Below are 18,448 nucleotides of genomic sequence, written 5' to 3'. Positions count from 1 at the left end.
TAACGCCGCCCCATGGCAACCAATGGCGAACCATTCTGAGGAACAGCATGCGGGACAGTCTTAGCGAAAAACCTTTCAGCAACGTTACGCCATTCTGGCAACGCTTACCTCAATTCTTTTTGTATCCATTGCAGCAGCAGCTGATCTGGCGTCCGGTGCTTTATGCGTTGGTTGGCAGCGGTTTATGGGTATTGGGCAGGAGTGGCGAGGACGACGGATTCTCTCCTGCCATTCTAATCGTTGCGGTACTGGTCGGCATTGGTCTCTCTGTCGACCTGATGCGCCAGGCATTCCGGATCCTGGAACAAACGTCGCTTGGCAATCTGCGCCATGCCGATTTCGACGAGCCGGACGACATGCACAAGATGACGCCCTACAAGCTCTATTTCGTGATGCTGGTGCAAGGGTTTTTCATCGCCATCATGGCCGACATCCATCCGTTTCTCGAACTGCTGGGAAGCGCCGTAGTCAATCTGATGCTGCCGGCCAGCATCATGGTGCTGGGGCATACCCATAGCTTTAGCGACGCCATCAATCCATTCAACGTTTTCAAGATGATCAAGGCGTGCGGCTGGCCCTATCTGGCGCTGTGGGCATTCGGATTCATATTGAGCCAGTGCGCACCGGTTACCGTCATGCTGTTCCTGGGAAAAGTGCCGATCACCCTGCTGATCGCTTCGAGCATTTTCGCTTGCGCCTATTTCACTTTGGTCGGTTTCAATTTGATGGGTTATACGATGTACCAGTACCATCAGGAGATCGGCTACTCGCCGGATCGCAATTTTGAAACCAACGCACTCGCCAGCAGCCGCCAGAACCGCCCTCTCAGCGACGATGAAATCCTGGCCCAGCAAATCGGTACGCTGGTGCGCGACGGCGACATCAACCTGGCGATAGAAATGGTGTGGGAAGAATTGCGCTACGATCAGTTCAACGCGCAACTGTCGGGCCACTACGCCAAACTGCTGATGCTCAAGGGCGACAAGAGCAAGCAGCTGGAGTATGCGCCGCGTCATCTGTTTGCACTGGCCCGCTCGGGCAAAGGTGGCCGGATCGGCGATAGCTGGCGGCAAGCGCGCCTGCTTGATCCGGAATTCAAGATCGACAATCCCGATCATGTATTGGAAATCGCAGCAGCCGCAGCTTCGGTACGCGAACATCAGATTGCATTGGAGATCGTCTCCGGTTTCCACAAGCGCGCAGCGCGTCATAAAGATGTGCCGGCGGTGCTGGTCCTGGCCGGCAAGCTGCTATCCGATCACCTGCGCCAGGATACCCGCGCCTTGTCGCTGTTCAATCATGTGATTGCACAATGGCCAACCAACCCGGCGGCCAGCGAAGCGCAACAATACAAAGATGTAATCGAACGCTTGATGCAAGGCCAAGGCGCCGGGCAAACCTGATCAGTATCGATTGCCGGGGCTGGTTACCAGGCGGCTTTCTTCGCTCAGAGGAAACTGCTGCAACAGCAATTTCTGATAATGCTGCGCCTTGTCGTGTATGCCCGCCGCCATGAATCCCCGGGCGACAACCTGCACCAGTTGCGGCAATTGCTGATGCTGGCGCGCAGTCACCATCAATATCTGCAAAATGGCCGCTGCAGTTTGCGGCTGGCCGTTCAATGCAAATCTCTTGGCGGCCGCCAGCGACTGGTCGCTGCTCAGCTGCGGTCGCGGTTCGGCTCTTGCCACATAATCCAGGTAGACCTGATGAATTTTATCTTCGGCCAGGCTGCCTTTTGGCAAGCGCAGCAACATCTCTGCGGTCTTGTGGAAAATCGGCGCGGCCGGCGTTTCTTTCGACAGATTGAATAATTGCAGCAGCCAATCCGGCTTAGGCGTTTTCTGTTGCGCCAGGGTTTTGCTCACCAGGCTGCTGAAGTCGCGCCGGGCACGCGTGAAATCCAGGCGGCTCAGTGCCGAATACGCACTCTGCTGCAAGTTACGCAATTGCTGATCGTCGTCGGCAGGAGCAACATAATTGGCGTGTGCCTGATCCAGCTTGCGCCGCGCCAGCAAGCGATACAGCAGGGCCAGCAAGGCGCCGCCCAGCAAACCGCCGATATGGGCGTAGTAATTGGTATTCGACGGTGCGCCAAACAGCAAGTCGAACGCTTCCTTGCCAACCCAGATCGGCAACATGATCAATGCCGGCGCCTTGAAGAAATCGAAATAAAACAGGAACCAGTAAAAGAAACGTATCTTGCGCAAACCGTACAGCACGGTGTACATCCCCATGACCCCGGAAATGACCCCCGATGCTCCCAGCGACAGCACCATGCTGTCACCTTCGAACAAAAGATAAAACGCTGCCGACAACAAACCCGATAGCAGGTAAAACAGCAAATACCAGCCGCTGCCCAACAGGATTTCTACCGCATAACCGACCATCGCCAGAAACACCATATTGCCCAGCACGTGGTCGACGCTGGCGTGCAGGAACATGTGGGTAAGCAGCGTAATCGGGCGCTCGAACGCCTGCGCCGGGATCAGTGAATAGCGCTCGGTAAAACTCCGCGTACGGGTCAGCACGTAATGCTCGCGCTGCTCTTTCCATTCGGCCAGATCGTCGTCGGTGAGTGTGCCCAGCACAGCCGGTTTGGCTTGCTGCATCAAGGCCGCAAAACGGAGATCGGCGTCCAGCACATACCAACGCTGGATAAGTTGCTGATAATCTTCCAATGAGGCGGTCTTGCCGTCGCGTGCCGCGGCCAGATCGGCCCGTGCGCGCAATTGCTGCCAACGCTCCAGCGCCTTGCGCATGGCTTCAGCGGCCTCAGGCTTTTTATCGCTTTCCAGATAACGCGCATAGGCCGGAAATTCGAATTCGGGTAGGCGCGACTCGACCAGGTAATAATGCGCGGCCGGCTCCATCTGGCTGCGCTCATGCCATTCAAAGCCGAAATAAATCAACAGATTGATCAGCACCAGCAGGATAGTCACCAGCGGCGGGCGCTTCCAGTCTGGCTTACGGTCTACCGGGATAATCAGCATGGTCGGTCAAGCGCAGGAAGGGGTTGTAATTGTAGGGTGGGCACGCCTTTGTGCCCACGCGTGAAGTCACTCCATGCACATACCTATTTCTGTGCTCCGGTTATCGCGGTCACGCGTGGGCACAAAGGCGTGCCCACCCTACTTCTTTCTTATTTTTAATGTTACCTATAAACAAGTCGCAAAGCGAATTATTCCGTCTTGGCCGAGATGCATTCTCAGGTTTTCACGGCTGATTCGGGCTGCGCTGTCTGCAACAGAGGCCGCTCTACATACTCGACCGCCAGCCCTTGCGCCCTCATCCAGTCGGCGACAGCGTGGCCGGTGCCGGCGCGCCAGGGACGCAATGCCGCCGGCTCCAGCAGGCGATACTCCAGCAGTTCCGGCGACAGTTGAATCTGGCCGGATGCCTTGACGTGATAGGCGATGATGAGTTCGTTCTTGCGCATGAATTCGTAGACGCCGATCAGCGTGACCTGTTCGGCATCAAGATTGGTTTCTTCCTTGAGTTCACGCGCAATGCCCTGCTCCGGGGTCTCGTCGCGCTCCATGAATCCCGTGATCAGTGCAAACATGCCCTCCTGCCATGCCGCATTGCGCGCCAGCAGGATCTTGCCGTCGATCTCGACTACCGCCGCCAGTACCGGCAACGGATTATCCCAATGCGTCCAGTGGCCCTCGGGACAGGCCAGGCGCAATTTTCCGGCTTCGCCTTCGTCGACACGCTGAATCAGGGATTTGGCGCACACCGGGCAAAATTTAAATTCGCTCATGTCAGAGTTATTTAGTTAAGGGCAAAAAAAAACGGGAAGAACCAATCCGCGATACTACTGCGATTTGATGCTTCCCGCTTCGGCTTGCCACTATCTCGGTGACAGCTTAGTCACCGACAATTTATGCGCGTTCGCCGACCCACGCAGCGACACCCTGCAACGCTGCCGCCAGGCCGCTCGGATCGGTGCCGCCGGCTTGCGCCATATCAGGACGGCCGCCGCCTTTGCCACCCACTTGCTGAGCAACGAAATTGACCAGCTCGCCCGCCTTGACCTTCGACGTAGCATCTGCAGTGACGCCGGCGATCAGGCTCACTTTGCCATCCTTCACGGCAGCCAGGACGATAGCCGCAGTCTTCAGCTTATCCTTCAGCTTATCCATGGTTTCGCGCAAGGTCGCGCTGTCGGCGCCTTCCAGGGTAGCCGCCAATACCTTGATACCGTTGACGTCGACGGCCTGGCTAACCAGTTCGTCGCCCTGGTTCGCAGCCAGTTTCGACTTCAGGCTGCCCAGTTCCTTTTCCAACGCCTTGACGTGTTCCTGCACCTGGGCGATACGTTGCGTCAGTTCTTCCGGTTGCGCTTTCAATGCCGCAGCGGCTTCGTTGACGCGATTGCTCAGGTTCTGCACCAGCGCCAGCCCTGCTTCGCCGGTCACCGCTTCGATACGGCGAATGCCGGCAGCAACGCCGCCTTCCGCCACGATCTTGAACAAGCCGATATCGCCGGTACGGGTGACGTGGGTGCCACCGCACAATTCACGTGAGCTGCCAATCGACAATACGCGTACTTCGTCGCCGTATTTTTCACCGAACAATGCCATGGCGCCAGCGCCAACCGCGTCGTCGAACGACATCAGCCTGGCTTCGGTAGCCACGTTGGCCAGGATTTCGCGATTGACGATTTCCTCGATGCGACGAATTTCGTCGGCGCTTACCGGGGCGTTATGACTGAAGTCGAAACGGGTTTTGTCGGCATCGACCAGGGATCCCTTCTGGGAGACATGGCCGCCCAATACTTCGCGCAACGCCTTATGCATCAGGTGGGTTGCCGAGTGATTGCGTATGGTGCGGCCGCGCACTGCTGTATCCACCTTGGCGCTCAGCTGGTCGCCGACTGCCAGCGAGCCGCTGCGCAGATTGCCGTGATGACCGAAAACTTCGGCCTGGATTTTCAGCGTATCGGCTACCTCAAACAAGGCGCCCGTCGCTTCCAGTACGCCCGAATCACCAACCTGGCCACCCGACTCGGCGTAGAACGGCGTAGTGTCGAGCACCACGATGGCATCCTGGCCGGCTTCGATTTTTTGTACCGCGCTGCCATCCACATACAGTGCCAGCACTTTGGCGTCATGCGCCAGGGCGTCGTAACCTACGAAGCGGGTCTTGTCGCCGCTGTATTCCACTGCCGCCGCCATCTTGAATTTACCGGCAGCGCGTGCCGTCGATTTCTGACGTTCCATCGCCGTGGCAAAGCCTGCTTCATCCAGCTCGACTTCACGTTCGCGGCAGATATCCGCGGTCAGATCAAGCGGGAAACCGAACGTGTCGTACAACGTAAATGCGGTTTCGCCGTCCAGTTTTTTCGGCGTCTTGGCCAGCGCCGCTTCCAGGATCTTCATGCCGTTTTCCAGCGTTTCGCCGAAACGTTCTTCTTCCTGCTTGAGGACTTGTTCGACACGCTCTGCGGCTTCCGGCAATTCCGGATAAGCAGCGCCCATTTCCTGCACCAGGTCCTTGACCAGCTTGTAGAAAAACGGCTTGGTCTGGCCCAGCTTGTGGCCGTGGCGCAGCGCGCGGCGGATAATCCGGCGCAATACGTAACCGCGTCCCTCATTACCAGGAATCACGCCATCGACTACCAGGAACGAACAGGCGCGAATATGATCGGCGATCACTTTCAGCGAATTATTTTCCAGGTCGGTGATATTGGTTTCACGTGCAGCCGCCTTGATCAGTTTCTGGAACAAGTCGATTTCATAATTGCTGTGAACATGCTGCAATACCGCGGCCAGACGCTCCAGGCCCATGCCGGTATCGACGCATTGTTTCGGCAGCGGCGTCAGAGTGGCGACGCCGGTCTTCGGATCGATCTGGCGGTCGAATTGCATGAACACGTTATTCCAGATTTCGATGTAGCGGTCGCCGTCCTGCTCCGGGCTGCCCGGAGGACCACCCCAGACGTCAGGACCGTGGTCGTAGAAAATTTCGGAACAAGGACCGCAAGGGCCGGTATCGGCCATTTGCCAGAAATTGTCCGATGCATACGGTGCGCCCTTGTTGTCGCCGATGCGCACGATGCGCTCCTTCGGCAGGCCGATCACCTTGTGCCAGATATCGTAGGCTTCGTCGTCCGTCTCATACACGGTCGCCCACAGCTTGTCAGCCGGCAGGCCGTATACCTTGGTCAGCAGCTCCCAGGCCCAGACCAGCGAATCGTGCTTGAAATAGTCGCCGAACGACCAGTTGCCCAGCATTTCGAAAAAAGTGTGGTGACGCGCGGTGTAGCCGACGTTTTCCAGATCGTTATGCTTGCCGCCGGCGCGCAGGCAGCGCTGTACCGACGTGGCGCGCACATAGTTGCGCTTTTCGGTACCCAGGAACACATCCTTGAACTGCACCATACCGGAGTTGGTAAACAGCAGTGTCGGATCGTTGCCTGGCACCAGGCTCGACGAGCGCACGATGGTATGGCCTTTGGATTCAAAGAATTTGAGAAACTTTTCGCGGATTTCGGCTGAGTTCATGTTCTTGGGCAAAAATGAAACGGTACAAGGAAAAAAGCAACGGAGCACGCTTAACGCCGCAGGCCGATCCGAGATCGATCGCGCTACAGTTACGTGTATGTCCTTTTGCAAACCTTTGATTATACGTGATACCGGCGGCCTCGCAATTCAGCCGCGGCACGATGAAAAAAGCCCATCGGGATCGCTCCCAACGGGCTTTCAACGGGCTTTAACGATACGAGGCGTGTATTCTGACGAACCGCAGTCTGAATTCAGCTTCCTATCAGCCTTGCATCGGGCTATCAGGCGCCCTTGTTGACCGGTACGGCTTTGATCGCGTGTTTTTTAGCGCGATGATGCTTTTTATGCATTTTTTTAGCTGGTGCAGCGGCAGCCGGTGCGTCGGCAGGAGCTGCCATCGGTGCAGCAGGAGCCGGCGCTGCGGCAGGAGCACTTTGTGCCATGACTGGCAGAGCGAAAGCAGCGATAACTACGGCAGCCAGCAATTTGTTGATCTTCATTTTTAACTTCCTTTCAATTATTGAAAAAACAAGTAAATTCGATACTTTACTAGTAAATAAAGTTCAACCATATGCATAAATTGCGGTGAATATGGCCTGAAACTCGGTTCTGCACTCTATTAACGCCAGCTTATTGAATTGGTTGACATGATGTTACGGGGAGTTTGAACTTTGTTTACACAGCTGGCGCACGAACCGCTTTCCGTTCAACCAAGCGGGGAAAAGTCGGCGCCGATCAGATCAATCCGGTCAGTGCAGAATCCGTCCACGCCCCAACCAAGTATTTCCCTGGCGCGCGTGGGCGTATTCACCGTATAGCAAAATAAGCCATAACCAGCCTGCTTGACCGCCTGCGCCTCCATCGGCGACAGATATTTATGGTTAGTGTGCAAGGCAACCGCATCCAGCTCCTGCAAACGCTGTTGCCAGTCATCCTCGATGACGTCGGTCAGGAAGCCGCGCGGGATATCCGGCGCCGCGACCTGCGCAGCGCGCAGGGCTTCAAATGAAAACGAGGAAAACAAAGGCAATGCAGGATCGGCCCAGGTGCCGCGACCGCTGGCCACATGCGCAGCTACCTCGTCGGCAAAGAACTCCTCTGTTACCTGGGCGACAATACGCCCCGTCTCCACCTCAAACCCCTCGGCCGGCTTGATTTCAACATTCATCCAGATACCGTGCTGCCGGCAAAATTCAAGCACTTGCCGATAAGTGCATATCGGCTCGCCGGCAAACTGTGGGCCGAGCCAGCTGCCGGCATCCATTGCGGTCAGCTCATCCGAGGTAAAGTCCGTCACCTTGCCGATGCCGCGCACTGTGCGGCCAAATACTGCGTCATGCATCAGGATCGGTACACCGTCGCGCGCCAGCATGACGTCGAATTCGACCGCACGGTATCCATGCTCAAGACCGCAACGCAGCGCCGCCAGCGTATTTTCCGGTGCCAGCGTACCGCCGCCGCGATGCGCGACTATTTTGGGATAGGGCCACATGAATCTTCTCTTTCCATCGAATAAATAAGTAAATCAGAATGACGGCGTGATTGACAGGAACGATTTGCGAGCAATTGCTGCGGCCGGTTACGTTCAGTCAAAGGTCATCTTGCTTACCCTCATTCTTAATGGATTTGACTGATTTGGCAATCCGCGACCGCCGACAGCGATTCGCGCCATGCAATCACGGTTTCGTCGCATTTCACTTTTTTGCGGCTGCAGACCAGCCCAAAATGGCTTCATTGCCACACCACCGAGGATTGCGATGAGTGACGCCAACCCGAACACCAATCCACACTATCAGGACGCGCAACGCCTGGTCGAACGGAAAATCGGCTTTTACCTGCACCTGGCGATATATTTGATTGTCAACAGTGGCTTGTTGCTGCTGAATTTTTTGCATAATCCGGATCGTCCGTGGGTGCCGGGACCGATCCTGGGCTGGGGAATCGGGTTACTATTCCACGCCTTGGCGGTGTTCCTCAGGAACCCTGGCGCGCAGTGGAAACGGCGCATGATAGAACGAGAACTAGAAAAACATAACCATACCCCTCCAGCATGAAGCCAACGCCAGAAACCGAATTGCCGCAAACCACCGAGCCGCTGTCTCGGCGCCTGTTGCGCAGCCTGTATATCAACCTCGGCATCGATATCATCTGCGCCGTGATCGTTACGTATGTGATGAAGATCGGCGACCAGTTCTTGCCCAATTTGGTGTTTTCACTATGCATCGGCACGATAGCGATGGTGCTCATAGAATGCGGCCGCTCCTTGTTCTGGCGCAACGCCACACCGCGCAGAATGCATTTTCTCGCGTTCATACTGGCGGCGGCGGGTATCGCCCAATTCCTCGGCGCCCGGCTGGCCATGCAACTGCTCGGCCTGCCCACAAATAATTTTGCCATGTCCATGTACATGAACGTCAACGGCATCGGCCTGATTATCCTGACCGTCTCGGTCTGCGTCGGCGCCACGCTGTTTTTCTGGAACCTCAGCACACTGGCCGAACTGCGCAACCAGGCCGCGATCGAAAGAGCACGCACCGCCGCCGTCGAGAAACAAGCGTTGCAGGCGCAGTTGCAGATGCTGCAGGCGCAGATCGAACCGCATATGCTGTTCAATACGCTGGCGACATTGCAAAGCCTGATTACGATAGATGCAGCACGGGCGCAGCAGATGCTGGACCAGCTGATTCATTTCCTGCGCGCCTCGCTCTCCTCGTCACGCATCGAAAAAACCACGCTGGCACAAGAGTTCAGCCTGATGGAAGCCTATCTGGAACTGATGTCGCTGCGCATGGGCAGCCGGCTCAGCTTCGACCTGCAATTACCGGCCACACTGCGCGATACCGTGATTGCGCCGATGCTGCTCCAGCCCTTGGTCGAGAACGCCATCAAGCACGGTTTGGAACCCAAGATCGAAGGCGGCCGGGTCGAAGTCAGCGCCAGCCGCCAGGGCCAGCTGCTACTGCTAGATGTCAGCGATACTGGCCTCGGCCTCAGCAACGGTCTAGCTGACGGCGAGCAGCAGACGCCAACCGGCCACATCGGCCTCAGCAATATCCACGAACGCCTGCAGGCGCTATATGGTTCGCAGGCCAGCCTGACCGTCAAACCGAAACTGCCGCACGGCGTCATCGCCCAACTCCAACTGCCCATCCTGTCATGACAACATCATCCAATTTACGCGCCCTGATTGCCGAAGACGAACCGATTCTGGCGGCCGCGCTGCTGCAGGCATTGCAGCGTCTGTGGCCGGAGTTGCAGATCATTGCCAGCGTCGACAACGGCCAGGCGGTGGTTGAACAAACCCTCAAGCAACGTCCCGACATCCTGTTCCTGGATATCAAAATGCCTGGCAAGACCGGACTCGAAGCGGCCCAGGAACTGGCCGAAGAATGGCCTGAGAATGAAACCTTCCCGCTGATCGTGTTTGTTACCGCCTACGACGAATACGCGATCAGCGCCTTCGAGCATGCCGCCGCCGATTACGTGCTAAAACCGATCAGCGACGCGCGGCTGGGCAGGACCATCGCCCGCCTGCAGCAACGCCTGCAACAGAATGACGACGGCAATGCCGCGCTGGATAACCTGATCGGTCAACTGCGCAACATGCAGCCCAAAACCAGCGCCGGCGTCGAACCGCTGACTGTGATCCGGGCCGCAGTCGGCAACCAGATCCGCATGATCCCGATCAGCGAGGTGATCTATTTCGAAGCCACCGACAAATATATTAATGTCGTCACCGCCGACAGCGAGTCGCTGATCCGCACCAGTCTCAAGGAATTGCTGCCTCAGCTCGACGGCAGGCAGTTCTGGCAGGTACATCGCGGCACCATCGTCAACCACCAGTCGATCCAGATGGCGATACGCGACGAAAGCGGCAAACTGACGCTCAAGCTGCGCGGCCGCACAGAGATGCCCACGGTAAGCCGCGTGTTTGCCCATCTGTTCCGCCAGATGTAAGCAATAGTCCTGGCCGCGGTGGCGCGGCCAGGACTTTTCAACCATAAAAATATCTTTTTGATAAATATTCTATTTGCACAGTCCCGTATTTGCGGTGCAACAAAATCTGCCCCGCTGCGGGTGAAAATGCTCTCGCTACGGTAGAATGAAGCACATTCCTACCATTCAGCAAAGCGTATAAACCAATTCTCCATGAGCACCGATCACACTAACGGCCACACCCCGCCTGCACCAGCCTCGTCCAATTTCTTGCGCGGCATCATTGAAACCGATCTGACCGCCGGCGCCTACGCCGAGCGCAAGGACAGCCAGGGACAGCCGTTACCGCAGGTGATCACCCGCTTTCCGCCGGAACCCAACGGCTACCTGCATATCGGCCATGCCAAGTCGATCTGCGTCAACTTCGGCCTGGCGCGCGATTATGCCGGCCGCTGCAATTTGCGTTTCGACGACACCAATCCTGAAAAAGAAGAACAGGAATATGTCGACACCATCATCGACAGCGTTCGGTGGCTGGGTTTCGACTGGAAAGACAGTACCGGCGAACATCTTTACTTCGCCAGCGACTACTTCGACCAGTTGTACACCATGGCGGAACACCTGATCACTGCCGGCCTGGCCTATGTCGATAGCCAAAGCGCCGAACAAATGGCCGCCAATCGCGGTAATTTCGGCGAAGTGGGTAAGGATTCGCCATTCCGCAACCGCTCGGCGGACGAATCGCTGGACCTGTTCCGCCGCATGAAGGCTGGCGAATTCAAGGATGGCGAACACATCGTGCGCGCCAAGATCGATATGGCGTCGCCCAACATGAACCTGCGCGACCCGGCGATCTACCGGATCCGTCATGCCCATCATCACCGTACCGGCGACAAATGGTGCATCTATCCGATGTACGACTTCACGCACCCGATTTCGGATGCGCTGGAAAATATTTCGCACTCGATCTGCACCCTGGAATTCCAGGATCACCGCCCTTTCTACGACTGGCTGCTGGAGCAATTAAGCAGCGCCGGCTTCCTGCAAAAACCGGTGCCGCACCAGTACGAATTCTCGCGGCTCAACGTCACCTACGTAATCACCAGCAAGCGCAAGCTGCGCCAACTGGTGGATGAAGGCATCGTCGACGGCTGGGACGATCCGCGTATGCCGACCCTGGTCGGTATCCGCCGCCGTGGCTTTACGCCGGAATCGCTGCAATTGTTTTGCAATCGCACCGGCGTCACCAAGTCCGACGGCTGGATCGACATGAGTTCGCTGGAAGGCGCCCTGCGCGAAGATCTCGATCCCAAGGCGCCGCGCGCCAGTGCCGTACTGCAGCCGCTGAAACTGATCATCGATAATTTCCCGGAAGGCGAGACCGTGGCATGTCACGCACCGGTCTATCCGCCTGCACATCCCGAGCACGCCACTGCACTGCGTCACTTTCCAATCAGCAACACATTGTGGATCGAACAGGAAGATTTCATGGAAACCCCGGTCAAGGGATATTTCCGCCTGTTCCCGCCCACCGCCGACAAACCAGGCAGCCGGGTCCGTCTGCGCCATGGTTATGTAGTCGAATGCACCGGCTTTGAAAAAGATGCGGATGGCAAGGTTATCGCCGTGCATTGCACATACTTTCCGGACAGCAAAAGTGGCACCGAAGGCAGCGCCAATTACAAGGTCAAAGGCAACATTCACTGGATCAGCGTTGCCCATGCGGTAGAAGCAGAAGTGCGGCTGTACGACCGCCTGTTCACGGATCCGCATCCGGATGCCGGCGGCAAGGATTTCAAGGCCGCCTTGAATCCGAACGCCAAGCAAGTGATCAAGGCCTACCTGGAGCCTGGCTTGAAGGACGCTAAGGCAGAAGAGCGCTATCAGTTCGAACGGCATGGCTACTTCGTCGCCGACCGTATCGATTCCAAGCCTGGCAAGCCGGTATTCAACCGGACTGTCACCTTGAAAGACAGCTGGGGCAAGTAACTAGCCGGTTTGAACTACTGCTCGCGCCTGTTTTCGGCATGCAAAAGACGCCGCACCGTAAATTCGGTGCGGCGTCTTTATTACTTGGCAAGCCGGTGTTACATTATCTGACCATGGGCAGCCGGGGGCACTGAGGAAATCGGTACTGAGAAAATCGGCGCTGAGAAGATTGAAATAGAAGGCAAAAAAGAAGGTAAGAAAGAAAGAAGGAAAGTAAGCGTGGAGCCAGCGGTCATACAGGTGGAAATACAGTTACGGGGCGTCAATGGCCAGGTAACGCTGCTCAGCGACCGAGTCCAGATAAAACGCGCCGGCGCCATGGCGCGACTGACCCAATCCAGGAACCGCGATAAAGACATTCCGATTTCCGCCCTGAGCGGGGTTCGCATCGAGCTGCCCGGACTTTTGACCAATGGTTATATCCGCTTTTATTTAGTCAGCGGTACGCAAAACGACACCACGCTTATTCGCGCGGCCAACGATGAAAATACGGTGCTGTTCAACCGCAGGCAATTCACTCAATTCGCGCATCTGAAAAGCGAGATCGAGAAAAAGATCGCAGCCTCCCAGGTACTCACGCGTGCGCCCGTAGATTTTGAACAGCTGGACAAACTGGCGGAACAATATAAGCAAGGACTTATCTCGCGCTCGGAATGGATCAGCACCAAGAAAAAACTGCTGGGACTTTAACGTTTACTGTATTTAGACGCCGGCAGCAAACTCTTCAAGCAAGCACTATAATCACGCAAGTTCGTCACCCCCACTTAGTCACACCATCTTTCCCGAACACTCTGCAACACCAACCAAGGAACACTCATGACCATCTCCATGCACAGCGCTTCGATTCCCGTTTTCAAACAGATGCTGACGGCGCTCAACGACGTATTGGCAAAGGCCGAAGCACACGCGACCGAAAAGAAAATCGACCCTAACGCGTTCCTGCAAGCACGCCTGTTCCCGGACATGTTCCCGCTGATCCGCCAGGTACAGATCGCCGCAGATTTTGCCAAAAGCGTGCCAGCCCGCCTGGCCGGCGCCGAAGTTCCTGCGTACGAAGACAACGAACAAACTTTCGCCGACCTGCAGGCCCGTATCAAGAAGACACTGGCATTTATCGACGGCTTGAGCGCAGCGCAAATCGACGGCAGCGAAACGCTCGAAATCGTATTACGTCCTGACACACCGAAAGAAAAGAAACTGAGCGGCCAGACTTACCTGCTGGGCTATGGCCTGCCACAATTCTTCTTCCACGTGACCACCGCTTATGACATCCTGCGCCACAACGGCGTGGAAATCGGCAAGCGTGATTTCATGGGTGCGTATTAAGATTAAGCCCACTAAGTAATTGCGTAATTCAGAACCTTGAGGCTTTGCCTCAAGGGACATTCTGGCGCGACTATTGACGCGCCATTTTTTTTCGATTTAAGGTGAACATGTTCACTAAAGGTTCATGTTCACCGATAAATCAAATTCGTGAGATAAAAAAGGAAGCGCCTAATGATGCTTAGGGAAAATCAGAAAGCAACCCGTAGAGATCTTCAGAAAGAAGAAACCCGGCGCTTGATCCTTGAATCCGCCTACGTCCTCTTTCAACAGCATGGGTACGACCTGACCACGATGCGCCAGCTGGCCAGCCATTGCGGGGTTGGTCTCGGCACCCTGTTCAAACACTTCCCCGACAAGCCTGCAATTTTGGTAGCAGCCTTTGAGGAAGATATCGGGGCAATACTTGCCCGCGCGTTCAAGACATTACCCAAGAAAAATATCCACCAGCAGCTAAAACATGTCCTTTCGGATATTTACGGTTATTACGCCAAAAACCAGGCGCTTTCCAGAGTGCTGGTGAAAGAATCGCTATTTCTTGCAGGGCCGGCCGGTGAGATTGTGCATACACAAACGATGGCATTTCTGGAGAAGATCGGCCTCCTGTTCATCGACGCAGCACAAAGAAAAGAAATAGCACCGATCGACGACGCCATGGAAGTCGCCATTGGGTTCTGGTCGTTTTACTTGCTGGGTTTGACGGTCGGTCTTCGAGATAGCGAATTCAAGGTGGATGCGCGAGTGGCAATGGTCGGTACGCTATTGCATTCCCACTACCCTCTTTTGACAAAATGATGTTCAAACCAGACAAGGAAGATACGCAATGAAAATTGGCATCCAGACTTGGGGAAGCGTCGGCGACATCCTGCCATTTCTGGCCCTGGCGGAAGGCTTGCAGGCTGCCGGTCACCAGGTGACGGTGGCCTATATCGCCATCGATGGCAGCAAGTTCAAGGCGGTCAACAATCGCGATAAGAACTTTACCGACAGGAAGCTTCAGGCACGAATCGAGCAACTCGAAGCCAACATTGCACGCTACCTCGAGGAGCTTGATCGTGCCGACCGCCAGCCGGAGTTAGTGCCTGAGGCCCGCGTCTCGCATCTGAAGGAAAAAATTGCCTCCATCAAGAAGCAGATCGAAGGATTCAACGAGATCAACAAGCAGTTGCAGCAGACGCCAGATAAGCAAATATCTCTGACAGATCCGGATGCCAGATCCATGGCCACGAGTGGCCGTGGCACAGGCATGGTGGGCTACAACGTCCAGACTGCGGTCGATACCAGAAACCATCTGATCGTGTCGCATGAGGTAACCAATGTCGGGCATGACAGAACGCAGCTGGCGTCGATGGCGGCACAAGCGCAAAACGCAATCGGAAAGCAAGATTTGACTGTGGTCGCGGACCGCGGCTATTTCAGCGGAGCGGAAATTCTCGCATGCGAGAAGCTTGGCGTGACGCCGCTGGTACCGAAACCTCTGACTTCGGGCAACCGGGCACAAGGCCTCTTCGATAAAACGGATTTCATTTATCTGGCGCAAAGCGACGAGTACCAGTGTCCGGCCGGACAACGAGCTATCAGGCGTTTCACAACAATCGAACACGGGTTGCGGTGGCATAAATATTGGTCGTCTGCCTGCCCGGCATGCCCAATCAAGGCGCAATGTACTACCGGCACCAACCGGCGTATCGCCCGTTGGGAACACGAAGATGTACTCGAGCGAATGCAGCGGCGCTTCAATGCCTGGCCCAATCCTGCCCGCTTACGTCGGCAGACCGTCGAGCATCCGTTTGGCACGCTCAAGGCGTGGATGGGGGCAACTCATTTCCTGACCAAGTCACTACCACGGGTGAGCACCGAAATGAGCTTGCACGTACTGGCTTACAATCTGAAGCGGATCATGCGAATACTAGGCACTCATCGATTGATCGCAGCAATGAGGGCCTGAGGGCCTTTTTGCATCTCTACGAGATACTGCTTCTGCTAATTGAGCTGGCCTGTCGCAGTCGTTGAACATCTTTTTATTATCGCCGTGCTCCGTGCGAATGTCTGACGTGCCGGTCCGTTTCTAAATTGGGTCGAAGACGGGTGCGCTCACCTGAGACATGATTTTACGTTTTTACACATAGATGGTCGCCCCCATTTTGCCAAGCATTAAATCAATGATGTTAAGCAGGTGTAGATTGCAGCCATAGATCCGGACTTTCGATTGAGGCTACAGCCTCTGTCCCTGATGGAATATGCTGGCAGGTTTCTAATCAGCCTCTCGAGCTTCGCGCTCCCTGTGTAAACTAGATTTTGCCTGCCACGGTCTGACCTGTCTTGCCATCACTTCATCATCGCCTGAGCAATCGGTGGAGTATTCCTTCCAAGTTAACTACGCTGTAGCTATACCGCCAAATCTGTCCGGTACTCACGGTTGTGCGCCAGCAGCGCCCAAACAATACGAGCATTCTTGTTCGCAAGTGCTACCGCAGCCACGTTCTGATGACGTCGTGCCATTAACTTGGCTAGCCAGCTGCATGCATGATCGAGTTTGCGTGCGGCCACGCGGAGGGCGGATTGGGCACCAAGAATCAGCAACGTTCTCAGATAGGAATCACCACGCTTGCTGATCCCTAGCAGCGTTGGTTTGCCGCCGCTGGAGTGTTGCCTGGGTACCAGTCCCAGCCAGGCGGCTAACTGTCGGCCGTTTTTAAAACTTTTCGCATCGCCAATGGAGGCCACTAGTGCGCTTGCCGTAATTGGACCAATACCGGGAATTTTTTCCAATTTCTTGCTCATTTCGTTCTGCTGATGCCAAGTTCGGATTTGTACTTCCAGTTCACCCACCTGACGATCGAGCTCCTTCAAATGCTCGCCAAGTCGCTGCAGCAATTGACGGAAGATGCCAGGCAGATCACTCTCGCTATTTTCGAGAATGTCAGGCAAGCGTTTCGCAATGTGGCTCATCCCTTGCGCCATGACGATGCCGTATTCCGACAGAAGGCCGCGAATCTGATTGGCCTGCGCAGTGCGCGCCTTGACGAACCCTTGCCGCGCTCGGTGCAAGGACAGTATGGCCTGTTGCTCGCCGTTCTTGAGCGCAACAAATCGCATGGTCGGTCGTGTTACTGCTTCGCAGATTGCTTCGGCATCGGCCGCGTCGTTCTTGTTCGTCTTGACGTACGGTTTGACAAACTGTGGTGCCATCAACTTGACGGTGTGGCCTAGCGTTTGTAATTTCCTAGCCCAATAATGCGCACTGCCACAAGCCTCCATTCCAATTAAACACGGTGCCATATTCGCAAAGTATGGCAATACTTGATCACGTTTTAGTGTCTTTTTTAATCCGACCTTTCCATGTTCATTCACGCCATGAACCTGAATAACGGATTTTGCCAAATCAAGTCCGATTGTTGTAATCTTCATTTTGGTCGCCTCTCTCGGTTAATGGAACATCGCAATTTCCACTGTGGCACGTCAATGCCGTTTCGGGAAGGGGCGACCATTCCATTAGCCTCGACCCGAAGCCGCCATTGACACCGGCTCACCCAACTCCTCGACGCGCAACTTCGATGGTTATGAAGATACCGGCACTGAGAAGATCAATCCCGTCGAAAGAACCAGCGCAGGCATGGGTCAAGCGCCTTGTGAAGATGTTCGGAACATCATTGCCGGCGTGCGCTTTTTGCCGCGCACCTCGCCCATCTTGGAGTTTTTGCTTGAAGAACTGCGTCCTCATCGTCTTCAGGGGCGATCGGGTCGAGTTCAAACCGGCGCAGAAGCTTTTCATCCTCTATGCGGCGCATGTCAAAGGCGATCGGAGTCGTGCCGTGCGGGAAACTGTACTTGTACACGACAGAACGCCCGTCTTCTGTAAAGCACCATCCGAAAACCATGCCGAACTTGCCTTCAAAGCGATGGACACGATTGGACCGATCCAGAATTACGAGATACAACGGCTGGGAGTATGAAGCCCCGCGATCTGGAAACAGAGCGAGCCAGCCGACATAGGAGGAATTGCTTGCGATGGCCGGCTTGTCGAAGAAGTCCTGATCATCGAACTTTGGCGCAACAAGCTTGCTGCCGTCATGGTGTTGCAAACTCAACGTGGCTCCGTTGCTGAGCAGTTCCGCCCGCGCGAATGGGGACGAACCGGCAAACGCTAGGTGCGGGAGTGCGAGGAAGACAGCCAGTGCAAGATGTTTCATGACGCCTAACTTGTTATAAATCGCAAAACACTCGACAGGCTTAACAAAAACAAACCACGCAAACACACGGCCGAAATAAGTTGAATTTATAACACAGCTACCTTGCGGGAACAGCATGCTTTGGCGGGCCAGCATGAGCTGGCAGCTTTTGGCTGAGTGCGGTCAACCAAGTGATTTAGGAAAACCACGCAAAAAAAATTGTTTTGGTTAATCTTATAGTTGATAATTGTAGCCATGAACGATATCCAAAACCGCCCTCCACTTCCCGATCGGCTCTCAGTCGATCCTCGCAGCCCTTACTATAACGCTGCCATATTTGAACATGATGTTGGTATTAAACTTAACAATAAAGAGCACTTCGATGTTGAGGAATATTGCATCAGCGAGGGATGGATTAAAGTCCCGGCCGGGAAGGCGCTAGATCGGAAGGGCAACCCCTTAATGACTAAAGTAAAAGGCACTGTCGAACCTTTCTATCGGTAGGTGCGTTCTTTGATT

16 protein-coding genes and 1 pseudogene are annotated in these 18,448 nt (G+C 55.3%); 10 read left to right on the top strand and 7 right to left on the bottom strand.

Annotated features, from left to right (window positions below):
- The first annotated feature begins 47 nt into the window (after nucleotides 1-47).
- A complete protein-coding gene (locus tag BM029_RS13345; protein WP_092436759.1) occupies nucleotides 48-1,403 on the top strand; it encodes a DUF4013 domain-containing protein in 1,356 nt (451 codons plus the stop codon).
- Here the strand turns inward: BM029_RS13345 and BM029_RS13340 are convergent, their stop codons facing one another.
- The 5 genes from BM029_RS13340 to ugpQ all read right to left on the bottom strand — a co-directional run bounded on the left by BM029_RS13340 (nucleotide 1,404) and on the right by ugpQ (nucleotide 8,001).
- Nucleotides 1,404-2,993, bottom strand: coding sequence for a rhomboid family intramembrane serine protease (locus BM029_RS13340; protein ID WP_092436757.1), 1,590 nt, complete (start codon nucleotides 2,991-2,993; stop codon nucleotides 1,404-1,406).
- 215 nt (nucleotides 2,994-3,208) lie between these two features.
- Entirely contained in the window at nucleotides 3,209-3,763 is a 555-nt protein-coding gene (locus BM029_RS13335; RefSeq protein WP_092436756.1) for an NUDIX domain-containing protein, read from the bottom strand.
- A 121-nt stretch (nucleotides 3,764-3,884) separates the two neighbouring features.
- Entirely contained in the window at nucleotides 3,885-6,509 is a 2,625-nt protein-coding gene (gene alaS, locus BM029_RS13330) for an alanine--tRNA ligase (protein ID WP_092436754.1), read from the bottom strand.
- Between the two features lie 281 nt (nucleotides 6,510-6,790).
- Nucleotides 6,791-7,009 (bottom strand): hypothetical protein, encoded by a 219-nt coding sequence (locus tag BM029_RS13325; RefSeq protein ID WP_092436752.1) that lies wholly within the window; start codon nucleotides 7,007-7,009, stop codon nucleotides 6,791-6,793.
- Between the two features lie 206 nt (nucleotides 7,010-7,215).
- The gene (gene ugpQ / locus BM029_RS13320) at nucleotides 7,216-8,001 is read right to left on the bottom strand and encodes a glycerophosphodiester phosphodiesterase (RefSeq protein WP_092436750.1); all 786 of its coding nucleotides are present in this window, start codon (nucleotides 7,999-8,001) and stop codon (nucleotides 7,216-7,218) included.
- A gap of 265 nt (nucleotides 8,002-8,266) precedes the next feature.
- Here ugpQ and BM029_RS13315 point away from each other — a divergent pair, with 265 nt between their 5' ends.
- The 8 genes and pseudogenes from BM029_RS13315 to BM029_RS13280 form a co-directional block, all read left to right on the top strand.
- The gene (locus BM029_RS13315; RefSeq protein ID WP_092436748.1) at nucleotides 8,267-8,563 is read left to right on the top strand and encodes a 2TM domain-containing protein; all 297 of its coding nucleotides are present in this window, start codon (nucleotides 8,267-8,269) and stop codon (nucleotides 8,561-8,563) included.
- Nucleotides 8,560-9,669, top strand: coding sequence for a sensor histidine kinase (locus BM029_RS13310; RefSeq protein WP_092436747.1), 1,110 nt, complete (start codon nucleotides 8,560-8,562; stop codon nucleotides 9,667-9,669). The genes BM029_RS13315 and BM029_RS13310 overlap by 4 nt, the downstream gene beginning before the upstream one ends.
- Nucleotides 9,666-10,466, top strand: a complete 801-nt coding sequence (locus BM029_RS13305; RefSeq protein ID WP_092436745.1) for a LytR/AlgR family response regulator transcription factor — start codon at nucleotides 9,666-9,668, stop codon at nucleotides 10,464-10,466. The genes BM029_RS13310 and BM029_RS13305 overlap by 4 nt, the downstream gene beginning before the upstream one ends.
- 192 nt (nucleotides 10,467-10,658) lie before the next feature.
- Nucleotides 10,659-12,434, top strand: coding sequence for a glutamine--tRNA ligase/YqeY domain fusion protein (locus BM029_RS13300; protein ID WP_092436744.1), 1,776 nt, complete (start codon nucleotides 10,659-10,661; stop codon nucleotides 12,432-12,434).
- A 219-nt stretch (nucleotides 12,435-12,653) separates the two neighbouring features.
- Nucleotides 12,654-13,124, top strand: coding sequence for a DUF4429 domain-containing protein (locus BM029_RS13295; RefSeq protein WP_092436742.1), 471 nt, complete (start codon nucleotides 12,654-12,656; stop codon nucleotides 13,122-13,124).
- Nucleotides 13,125-13,250: 126 nt separating this feature from the next.
- On the top strand, nucleotides 13,251-13,760 hold the full coding sequence (locus BM029_RS13290) for a DUF1993 domain-containing protein (protein ID WP_092436740.1): 510 nt from the start codon (nucleotides 13,251-13,253) through the stop codon (nucleotides 13,758-13,760).
- A 171-nt stretch (nucleotides 13,761-13,931) separates the two neighbouring features.
- Nucleotides 13,932-14,552 carry a TetR/AcrR family transcriptional regulator gene (locus BM029_RS13285; RefSeq protein ID WP_092436738.1) on the top strand — a complete coding sequence of 207 codons (621 nt, stop codon included), beginning with the start codon at nucleotides 13,932-13,934 and terminating at the stop codon, nucleotides 14,550-14,552.
- A gap of 127 nt (nucleotides 14,553-14,679) precedes the next feature.
- Nucleotides 14,680-15,705: pseudogene (locus BM029_RS13280) on the top strand (IS1182 family transposase); the annotation flags it as partial.
- Nucleotides 15,706-16,145: 440 nt separating this feature from the next.
- On the opposite strand, the gene BM029_RS13275 reads toward BM029_RS13280, so the two are convergent.
- Nucleotides 16,146-17,168, bottom strand: a complete 1,023-nt coding sequence (locus tag BM029_RS13275) for an IS110 family RNA-guided transposase (protein WP_092436734.1) — start codon at nucleotides 17,166-17,168, stop codon at nucleotides 16,146-16,148.
- 239 nt (nucleotides 17,169-17,407) lie between these two features.
- Entirely contained in the window at nucleotides 17,408-18,085 is a 678-nt protein-coding gene (locus BM029_RS13270) for a hypothetical protein (RefSeq protein WP_092436732.1), read from the bottom strand.
- Nucleotides 18,086-18,184: 99 nt separating this feature from the next.
- Between BM029_RS13270 and BM029_RS13265 the strand changes: the two genes are divergently transcribed.
- The gene (locus BM029_RS13265) at nucleotides 18,185-18,433 is read left to right on the top strand and encodes a DUF3297 family protein (protein WP_092436730.1); all 249 of its coding nucleotides are present in this window, start codon (nucleotides 18,185-18,187) and stop codon (nucleotides 18,431-18,433) included.
- Nucleotides 18,434-18,448: the final 15 nt, after the last annotated feature.

It is taken from the genome of Collimonas sp. OK607 (assembly GCF_900111995.1).
In the GTDB taxonomy this organism is placed as follows: domain Bacteria; phylum Pseudomonadota; class Gammaproteobacteria; order Burkholderiales; family Burkholderiaceae_D; genus Collimonas.
The sequence above is the reverse complement of the archived record's forward strand: the minus strand, read 5'-3'. Positions and strand labels throughout refer to the sequence as shown.

Excerpts from the sequence above, each read along its gene's own strand:
- BM029_RS13290 (WP_092436740.1), top strand. The coding sequence starts at position 13,251 with ATGACCATCTCCATGCACAGCGCTTCGATTCCCGTTTTCAAACAGATG.
- BM029_RS13285 (WP_092436738.1), top strand. The coding sequence starts at position 13,932 with ATGATGCTTAGGGAAAATCAGAAAGCAACCCGTAGAGATCTTCAGAAA.
- BM029_RS13265 (WP_092436730.1), top strand. The coding sequence starts at position 18,185 with ATGAACGATATCCAAAACCGCCCTCCACTTCCCGATCGGCTCTCAGTC.
- BM029_RS13335 (WP_092436756.1), bottom strand. The coding sequence starts at position 3,763 with ATGAGCGAATTTAAATTTTGCCCGGTGTGCGCCAAATCCCTGATTCAG.
- BM029_RS13270 (WP_092436732.1), bottom strand. The coding sequence starts at position 18,085 with ATGCTGGCCCGCCAAAGCATGCTGTTCCCGCAAGGTAGCTGTGTTATA.
- BM029_RS13305 (WP_092436745.1), top strand. The coding sequence starts at position 9,666 with ATGACAACATCATCCAATTTACGCGCCCTGATTGCCGAAGACGAACCG.
- BM029_RS13300 (WP_092436744.1), top strand. The coding sequence starts at position 10,659 with ATGAGCACCGATCACACTAACGGCCACACCCCGCCTGCACCAGCCTCG.
- BM029_RS13345 (WP_092436759.1), top strand. The coding sequence starts at position 48 with ATGCGGGACAGTCTTAGCGAAAAACCTTTCAGCAACGTTACGCCATTC.
- BM029_RS13340 (WP_092436757.1), bottom strand. The coding sequence starts at position 2,993 with ATGCTGATTATCCCGGTAGACCGTAAGCCAGACTGGAAGCGCCCGCCG.
- alaS (WP_092436754.1), bottom strand. The coding sequence starts at position 6,509 with ATGAACTCAGCCGAAATCCGCGAAAAGTTTCTCAAATTCTTTGAATCC.
- BM029_RS13315 (WP_092436748.1), top strand. The coding sequence starts at position 8,267 with ATGAGTGACGCCAACCCGAACACCAATCCACACTATCAGGACGCGCAA.
- BM029_RS13275 (WP_092436734.1), bottom strand. The coding sequence starts at position 17,168 with ATGAAGATTACAACAATCGGACTTGATTTGGCAAAATCCGTTATTCAG.
- BM029_RS13325 (WP_092436752.1), bottom strand. The coding sequence starts at position 7,009 with ATGAAGATCAACAAATTGCTGGCTGCCGTAGTTATCGCTGCTTTCGCT.
- ugpQ (WP_092436750.1), bottom strand. The coding sequence starts at position 8,001 with ATGTGGCCCTATCCCAAAATAGTCGCGCATCGCGGCGGCGGTACGCTG.
- BM029_RS13310 (WP_092436747.1), top strand. The coding sequence starts at position 8,560 with ATGAAGCCAACGCCAGAAACCGAATTGCCGCAAACCACCGAGCCGCTG.